At 56.1% G+C, this 5,740-nt stretch carries 8 protein-coding genes; 5 read left to right on the top strand and 3 right to left on the bottom strand.

Annotation, left to right across the window (positions count from 1 at the left end):
• Positions 1-253, bottom strand: a 253-nt coding sequence (locus GSP01_RS14985; RefSeq protein WP_218023670.1) for a hypothetical protein, incomplete at its 3' end; no start/stop codon positions are given.
• Positions 254-261: 8 nt separating this feature from the next.
• The gene (locus tag GSP01_RS14225; RefSeq protein WP_141354593.1) at positions 262-690 is read right to left on the bottom strand and encodes a hypothetical protein; all 429 of its coding nucleotides are present in this window, start codon (positions 688-690) and stop codon (positions 262-264) included.
• 114 nt (positions 691-804) lie between these two features.
• Here GSP01_RS14225 and scpB point away from each other — a divergent pair, with 114 nt between their 5' ends.
• The 5 genes from scpB to GSP01_RS14200 all read left to right on the top strand — a co-directional run bounded on the left by scpB (position 805) and on the right by GSP01_RS14200 (position 5,351).
• Positions 805-1,329 carry an SMC-Scp complex subunit ScpB gene (gene scpB / locus GSP01_RS14220; RefSeq protein WP_228124017.1) on the top strand — a complete coding sequence of 175 codons (525 nt, stop codon included), beginning with the start codon at positions 805-807 and terminating at the stop codon, positions 1,327-1,329.
• 151 nt (positions 1,330-1,480) lie between these two features.
• The gene (locus GSP01_RS14215) at positions 1,481-2,479 is read left to right on the top strand and encodes a site-specific integrase (protein WP_141354589.1); all 999 of its coding nucleotides are present in this window, start codon (positions 1,481-1,483) and stop codon (positions 2,477-2,479) included.
• Between the two features lie 3 nt (positions 2,480-2,482).
• Entirely contained in the window at positions 2,483-3,268 is a 786-nt protein-coding gene (locus GSP01_RS14210) for a hypothetical protein (RefSeq protein WP_141354587.1), read from the top strand.
• A 16-nt stretch (positions 3,269-3,284) separates the two neighbouring features.
• Positions 3,285-4,040, top strand: coding sequence for a segregation and condensation protein A (locus GSP01_RS14205; protein WP_255320915.1), 756 nt, complete (start codon positions 3,285-3,287; stop codon positions 4,038-4,040).
• A gap of 387 nt (positions 4,041-4,427) precedes the next feature.
• Positions 4,428-5,351, top strand: coding sequence for a replication protein RepA (locus GSP01_RS14200; RefSeq protein WP_082790570.1), 924 nt, complete (start codon positions 4,428-4,430; stop codon positions 5,349-5,351).
• Between the two features lie 113 nt (positions 5,352-5,464).
• On the opposite strand, the gene GSP01_RS14195 is transcribed toward GSP01_RS14200, so the two are convergent.
• Positions 5,465-5,740: integrase core domain-containing protein (locus tag GSP01_RS14195; RefSeq protein ID WP_141354583.1), on the bottom strand; the 276-nt coding region annotated here is incomplete at its 5' end.

Here is a 5,740-nt window from a genome sequence, read left to right as displayed (position 1 = left end):
GGTGCCTACTTGGAGCTGACATTCTGAGCGGAAAAAGCTGATGAACACGATGGAGCATGGTCGTGCAATGGCAGTCGCAATCGCGCAGCCGCCAGACCGACTGGGATGCGATATCTCGTGGGCAATCAGAACCTACAATGTTATGCCAATCAGGAAAGGCGAAACGCTTGCTCGCGAGCTGAACCGGAAATTCGTGCGGTAGGCGCAGACGCACGTTGACGTCAGGGCCGAGCACATCGCGCACATCGAACATCTGACCCGTTACAGTCCCAGAGGCGGGACCCCGGCCCGATATCGCCCCTCGAACAGATCTCCGATCGCCAGACGCCGTCGCAAGGTCAGACGTCGTTGAGCCAGGTGATACATCCGGTCGTGCAACAGATGGCAGCGCTGACACAGCGCGCGCAGATTGCGCAGCCGGTTGCTGGTGGGATCATGATTCAGATGCGCCGCTGCCAGAACCACCTTCGTCCGTCGCATTTGCAGGTGCTCGATCAGGTCCGGAGGCGAGATCTGCCTGCCCTGGCCATTGAACCAGTGCCCCGTCTCCGGATGCTTCCATCGGCCACCCGGCAGGACCTGAAGGCGATGTCCATGCGGCCGGCCGCAGCGCTGACAGACACCCCCCTGCCGGCTCAGCTCGGGCCAGTTGGGAGGGTAGAGCGCTTTCAGTTCCGGTCGGATCGGCATTCCAGATCAGTAGCATACAATTAGGTTCTGACGGCCTTACGCCGCCAAGTAAATTCACTGACACATATCCATGGCTCTGGTGGAAAGCGTCGAAGCGCCCCTATGCTCCAAGTGATGTCAGTCTCTTTTCCCGATCCCGTTCGTTTGGCCGAAGCTCTCCTCTTTCAGAGCGGTGGTCCCGTATCCCGAACGTCCCTGGCGCGAGCTCTGGGAGAGGACGTGGAGATCGCCCTGATCATGAGTGAGGTGGACAGACGCACCGAGGGACGAGGATTTGAACTGGTCGCGGTCGGCGACGGCTGGATGTTCCGTACCGCTCCCGATCTCGCTGAAGCCTTGAAGGCAGTGCTGGAGAAACCACCCGAACGACTCCCTCGTGCAGCACTCGAGGTGCTGTTGCTCATTGCCGCGCGCCAGCCGGTCACACGCCCCGAGATCGAAAGCTTCCGGGATGCTGCCCTGCCCCAGAAGACCCTGACCCTGCTGCAAGAGAAAGGCCTCATTCGGAGTGTTGGCCGAAAGCCCATCCCAGGCCAGCCCCAGCTCTGGGCCACGACCGAAACCTTCCTTGTCACCTATGGCCTGAAGTCTCTCACCGAACTGGACCCGCTCCTCGAAGGTTTGAGAGGCCCGCTATAAGCCGTTATGGGCTCTTTCTGCAGGATTTTTTGGACGACTCATCGTTGATCTAACACGTGGTAATGTTCACTTACCGCGTGTTAGATCAAGGTTGCCTTAATTGGTGCCTTACGGCAGACTCATTGGATATTTCAGAGGGAAGATCACCGGCATGGCAGCCACGACAGATCCTGCAGAGCGCTTCCCCGAAGTCCCCTCCCCTGCGCTGCAAACTGCCCTGGACGCAGCAAAAGACAGTGCCCGAACGGCCGCCTATGCCCCTGAAACCTTGCGGGCCTATGCCCATGACTGGCAGGCCTTCTGTCAGTGGTGCGACGAACACGGAACCTCACCTCTTGCAGCCGCTCCTCCTGTCGTCGCGGCCTGGCTGCACAGTCTGGCACCACGTTTCAGCCGCTCGGCCCTCAACCGTCGTCTCGCTGCCGTCGGCTATCAGTACCGCATGCGCGGACTGGAATGGAGTTCTGGCCACGCCGCCATTCGTACCACACTGCGTGCGGCAGGGCGTCTCTATGGCACACCTCAGAAACAGGCCGCCGCCCTCACCTCTCAGGAGCTCCGCAAACTTGTCGCCCCGACAGAGGGCAAAACAGTAGAAACGCTAGCGGATCTGCGCGACCGGGCTCTTCTGCTCATCGGCTTTGCCGGTGCGCTGAGGCGTTCAGAGCTGGTCGCCCTCACAACAGAGACCGTCCGGATTATCGGAACCGGCCTGAAGCTACATATCGCCCGCAGCAAAACCGACCCCGAACAGCGCGGCGAAGAGGTGTTTCTTCCCCGCGGCAAACATCGCGAGACCTGCCCCGTTCTGGCCTTAGAGCGCTGGCTGAAGAAAGCCGAGATTACGGACGGTCCCCTCTTCCGGTCCATCAATCGCTGGGAACAGGTCGGACGTGATGCCCTTCATCCGGATGCGGTCCGGCAGATCCTGCTACGGCGCTCCCGGGTGGCCGGGCTTAAAGCTCCCTCCGGGGAACGCCTCAGCCCGCATGGGCTGCGTGCTGGCTTCGTCACCGAGGCCTTCCGGGCCAATGCGCGAGACGAGCAGATCATGGCCCACACCCGCCACCGGGATCTGCGCAGCATGCGCCGTTATATCCGTCGGGCCCGCTTGGACCTGGACTCACCCGCCCATCTTCTGGATCTGTAACCGGTGCCCGAGACAATTGCTGAGATCATCGCCGACGTTGATGCGATGGTCGCACGCCTGGAGGCCTATCGGAAAGAGCTGGAAGCGCGACCGGTCGCCCACAGCTACATTGAAGCAGTCTCGACCGACGAGGAGGACCCGGAGAACGGCTTTCGCCTTCCCAACCGTCCGACGCTTCTCCGCCATGCCCCCAGGCCACCGGCGAGCGGCACGGCGTTTCCAATCTTGGGATCAGGGCTTGCAGAACCGGAGACCCTTTCCGCTCCGCCTCTTTTCAGTCCCCAGCCGGACTGGCTGGCGCATGTTCTGACCGTGACTGGCCCAGAAGCTGTGCTCGGCCGGTTCCGGGCGGAAGCGGCGGGCACTGGCCGATTACTGTGGGGACCGGATGTTACTGCTCCTGAAGACCTGAGCCGGATCTTTCCCGTTCAGGGCGCCCGGACGGCTGCTCTGATCAACGAGATTGTTCAAAGTCAGAAGCTTCTTGTCGCACGGGAGGCTGGATCGGGCTCCGTTCCGTTTGATCTCAACGCGCTTTGCCCCATGCCTCTGGATGTTCTCTCCCTCGGGCCCGGCTCCCCTGCAACACAGGCCTGGCTGTGGCAACACTGGGGCACTTCACGACCGCTCCAGCAAGTTGAGAGCATAGACGGGCATTCGAAGGAGGACACAACCCACTGGAGCGTCTCGTTCTGGTCGGCGGACTGGACACCCTGGGCGGCTCTTCAAACCATTGCGACCCATTGGCCCGACCTCATTTTTTCCGTCCGCCCGCTTTACGATGTCTGAGGAGCCACTTCTGGAGGTGGGAGCCTGGCAGGGCCCGCTGAACGCGCTGCTACACGCCATCCGTCGGAACGCCGTGGATCTTCGGACGCTACCGCTGACGGATCTGATTGAGCAGTTTTTAGCCTGTGTAGAGGAGAGCCTCAGACGTCGCCCTCTCGAACAGACAGCGGACGACCTAGTGCTGGCGGCGACCCTGGTGCAGATGCGCTCTACCCTGCTGCTCCGGGGGGACACGACCGACCACAGCGCCGCGCTTTCAGCGGCCGAACAGATTCAACGGGTCCTGCTTCGAAAAGACGCCCTTCAGAGGACTGTCGAGGTATTCGAACGCCGTGCTGTCCTAGGAGAAGACGTTTTCGGACGCGGGAGCGTGGTCTTCTCGCCTTCTGTCGCTGAGACAGCATCTCTCACCCTCACCCGGGATCTGCTTGACGCGCTTTTGTCTGTTTCCCGTCGGCGGCCGCAGCTGATGCCTGAAGAAAGCATTTTTCTTCCCTCAGCTCTGCCCCGTCTATCCGTTCAAGACGCCATCGCGTGGTGGCAGCAGAAGCTTTGCGAACATTCGGAGAGCGCGTGGGATCTCATCGAGGGCGTGATGAGTCTCTCTCCCACGGAAACCCCTCAAAGCCTGACACACCGCAAGGCCGCATGGGCTGTTCATCTTGCGGCAGTTTTGGAGCTGGCAAGGGAAGGAGAACTGCTGCTTACCCAGCTAACTTGCTACGAGCAGCTTAAAATCGTCAACGGGAAAAACAGCATGAACCATTGTTGAGCAGGATATAGGGCACATTGGACTCTACACACGGCTGGGAAAGCAATTAGGAATTGGACTCTACACACACTTCAGCTCACAGATATCCGTGCCTGATTCGGTATTGGACTCTACGCACCTCGGTATCATCAGAAAAAAAACTTATTCACAGGCGGAAAATTGCCCTTCCCGGTTGCCCTCTGGATTCTACACACGCCTAGTTTGGACTCTACTTACCAGAACCCGGGTTATCCCTTGGATTCTACGCACACCATCTAATAAAATTACTAATATTTTTTTCTAGAACAGCGTGAGCAGAGTCCAAACTAGGCGTGTGTAGAATCCAAGCGCCTCAATGTGCGTAGAGTCCAAATTGACACATTTTATCCTCTCACCGATGGTCTGCTCATGGGAAGAATCCACAATCTCCTCGAACTGCACGGTTTAGAAGAGGCAAGACGCCAAGCATCCTTGGAAAGTAAGGTGCAACGCTACTGTGTGGATGCCGCACATGAAGTGCTGGCCGATGAAGCAATGTCGATCGGAATAACCCATTCTGGCTTCGCAATGGCAGCACTTCCTCACAAAAAAACCACTGAGACAGTTTGGGAACGTGATGGCGGTAATATAAAACTTCTGATCGAGAGCGGACTAGATAAAAATAAAGATGCCGTTGGAATCCCCTATGGATCAATGGCTCGTATGATTCTGCTTTATCTCCAGACACAAGCCGTTAAAACAAAGTCACGCGAAGTAGAGCTTGGAGCATCAATGAATGCTTGGCTCAAGGCGATGGGTATTGCTGTTGGTGGAAATACCTATAACGCAGTTAGGGATCAAGCAAAGCGTATTAGTCGATGCCGACTAACTTTTTTTCGAAGCAATGGCAGAGAAGAACTAGTAAGCAATGGGGCATTCATTAGAGATGCAATTTTCCCCATAGATAACGACTTGAATCAACCGTCTCTATGGAGAGAAGTTGTCAGACTGGATGAAAGTTTTTACGAAAGTCTTATTGATCATCCACTACCGCTAAGAGAAATTGCTATAAGGCAGATATCCAGCAAATCAAAAGCAATTGATATTTATATTTGGTTGGCTTATAGACTTCACGTACTCAAAGACCCAGTTAATATTTCATGGGCTGCACTCAAAGGGCAATTTGGTTCTGAGTATAGTCAGCTACGAGGGTTTAAGAGAGATATTATAGCTCCACTCAAACTCGCTCTTTCCGTTTATCCAGAGGCACATGTTGAAGTTGATCAAGAAACAGGAATATTGCTCTACCCGTCTCCACCACCTGTACCCGAGAAGCGAATGATCGGTCGGTGAGAGCACAATTCATAGTCAAAGTGTAAGATAGTCATGGCAAGAAGAAGACGAATAAGTCTGACTTCTCCTGCATCCCAAACATAGAAATACCTTAGGCTCAGGCTCCATTGATATTAGGTGTTTAGTCCCGGGACTTGATGGGTTGGATTGATGATGAATCTTTCAGGCTCTGAAGTCCTGATTTTGCAGACGTATTCGTAAGGGGTAAGGCCGTTCAGGGTCTTGAGTCTTCGCCAGAAGTTATAGGCTGCCATGAAGTCATTGAAGTGTGTTTTTAACTGCTCATGGCTGTCGTAATGGGAGCGTTTGACGGTTACTTCCTTGATTGTCCGGTTCATCCGTTCAACCTGACCATTGGTCCAGGGATGATTGGGTCTCGTCAGACAATG

Origin of the sequence: Gluconobacter sphaericus NBRC 12467, assembly GCF_006539125.1 — a bacterium.
GTDB classification, from domain to species: domain Bacteria; phylum Pseudomonadota; class Alphaproteobacteria; order Acetobacterales; family Acetobacteraceae; genus Gluconobacter; species Gluconobacter sphaericus.
The sequence above is the reverse complement of the archived record's forward strand: the minus strand, read 5'-3'. Positions and strand labels throughout refer to the sequence as shown.